Origin of the sequence: Aestuariivita sp. (assembly GCF_021404545.1) — a bacterium.
Lineage (GTDB): Bacteria > Pseudomonadota > Alphaproteobacteria > Rhodobacterales > Rhodobacteraceae > Aestuariivita.
Window position 1 is genome coordinate 1 of sequence record NZ_JAAWWD010000084.1, and the last position, 2061, is coordinate 2061.

Annotated in this window: 1 protein-coding gene and 2 pseudogenes; 1 reads left to right on the forward strand and 2 read right to left on the reverse strand. The window is 59.1% G+C overall.

Annotated elements, in window-relative coordinates; genetic code table 11:
* Positions 1–10: 10 nt before the first annotated feature.
* Positions 11–406, reverse strand: a complete 396-nt coding sequence (locus tag HEP69_RS23440; RefSeq protein ID WP_290560939.1) for a transposase — start codon at positions 404–406, stop codon at positions 11–13.
* Between the two features lie 236 nt (positions 407–642).
* Here HEP69_RS23440 and HEP69_RS23445 point away from each other — a divergent pair.
* Positions 643–1251: pseudogene (locus tag HEP69_RS23445) on the forward strand (IS3 family transposase); the annotation flags it as partial.
* A gap of 60 nt (positions 1252–1311) precedes the next feature.
* Here HEP69_RS23445 and HEP69_RS23450 read toward each other — a convergent pair.
* Positions 1312–2061, reverse strand: a pseudogene (locus tag HEP69_RS23450) (IS3 family transposase); the annotation flags it as partial.

Genomic DNA, 2061 nt, shown 5'->3' on the forward strand with positions numbered 1-2061 from the left:
CGTTCCCGTTTTAACTTGGGATATATCCGGGAGCCTTGAATGTGTTCCAGCCCTCTTGAGGTGGGTCGGGATTGCAGACTTCGGGGATGGCGTCGAACATTCCGTTGAATTGCCGCGCACCGATACGCCCGAGGTGTGCCTTTAGCTTAGAGAATGTCATTTCGATTGGGTTCAGATCGGGGGAATACGGCGGTAGGAACAGGAACCAGCATCCGGCATCTCGCATCGCTTTGGCAGCAGTTGCATTCTTGTGAGTAGCGAGGTTATCCAGAATGACCACAGTGCCGGGGGTCAGTTCTGGCACCAGCACCTTCTCGACATAATCCGCGAAGGCTGGCCCATCTATTACCGGCAGTGCATTTTCGAAGAAAATGTCATGAGAGGCATCGCCCCTTTGATCACCCAAGGCGCGATCATGGCATCAGCAGTGAGGCCCGCGATAAATGTCTGTGTGCCCCAAGAGCCAAACGGTGCATCCATGATCAGGCGATCCCCGCGCGGGGCCCATCCTCTGAGCCCAGTCAGGTTCGTTTTCACCGAGGTTTCATCCACTGCACGGCAGGGTATTGCGCAGAAATGCCCCGAGAGGGAATGAAGACAACGCGTTCGGGCTGGGCCGACACGGCCGGAATGCGATGCCTGAAACGCGACCCAAGGCTGCGTCCGGCGGCCGATCTGGTGGCCCGCAACTTCTATGCCCCCTCTCGGCAGATTTGCTCTGCAAATCGCCTGCCGGGCAATGAATGCACCCAACGTGCTCTGGATGGCAGACATCACCTATGTGCCGAGCTGGTCGGGCTTTCTGTACCTAGCGGTAGTTCTCGATACCTTTAGCCGCCGCGTAATCGGCCGGGCCATGGGCACGCATCAGCGGACGTAACTGGTGCTTGATGCGATGAACATGGATGCACGCAACGCAAGCCCGGAGTTGTGATCTATCATTCCGACCAGGGATCGCAATACAGGTCCGTGGCATTCGAACTGCGCTGCAGGGAAATGGGCGTCCGCCCGTCGATGGGCTCGGTGGACGACTGCAACGACAACGCGATGTGTGAGAGCTTCTTCGCCACCCTGGAATGCGAGTTGATCGACCGCCGCAAGTTCAAGACAAAAGCCGAGGCACGTGTCGCCTGCTTCGAGTTCATCGAAGGATGGTGCAACCCCTCTCGCCGACATTCGGCTTTGGGGGATATGTCACCGATCAACCACGAAACGACCGCCGCTGAAGGGCTGGAGTCTCCAAGCCCATAACCGTCCACGAATCCGGGGGGAATGGACCTGTCACGGTTTGATGCCGCTCCCGGTGCTCATTTAGGCCAGCTTTCGTTCGAAGGCGACGGGGCTTTTCCAGCGCAGTGCTGAGTGGCTTCGGCGTGGATTGTAGAACCCGTTGATGTATTCGAAGATCGCCCTTTCAGCCTGCCTCCGTCTGTCCCATGATCGCCGCCAGATCAGCTTGGCCTTGATGGTTTTGAAGAAGGTCTCGACGGCTGCGTTGTCGCAGCAATTGCCCTTGCCACTCATCGATACCTTGAAGCCGTGCTGGCGCGGGATCATCGTGCGAACGGTATTGGCTGCCGCGATCCGTGTGGTGGATGCAGCCTTTGGGCGGTTGCCGGAATGCGATGGCCATCTTCACCGCCCGGATCGCCAAGTCGCGTCTCATGCGATTACTGACGGCCCAGCCGATGACACGACGCGAGTGCAGGTCCAGGATCACAGCCAAATGCAGCCAGCCTTCGCGGGTCCACACATAGCTGATGTCACCCGCCCAGTTCCCGTTTGGTCGATCCGCTGCGAAGTCTCGATCCAGCAGGTTCGGTGCGATGTTGAACTTGTGGTCCCTGTCGCCCTCTCGGCAGATTGCTTTGCAATCGCCTGCCCGGCAATGGTCGTGACCGTGTGTTTGCGCGTTCGCACGACCGATGGGCCGGTCTGGCGCATCAACCGACCTAGGCGGCGGCCAAGGTCGAGGCCAATCTCTTTCAGCCCTTCGGCCATGCGCGGGCGGCCATAACTGCCCAGGTGAGGCCGCACCGTCTCTTTGGTAGACCCCGACCT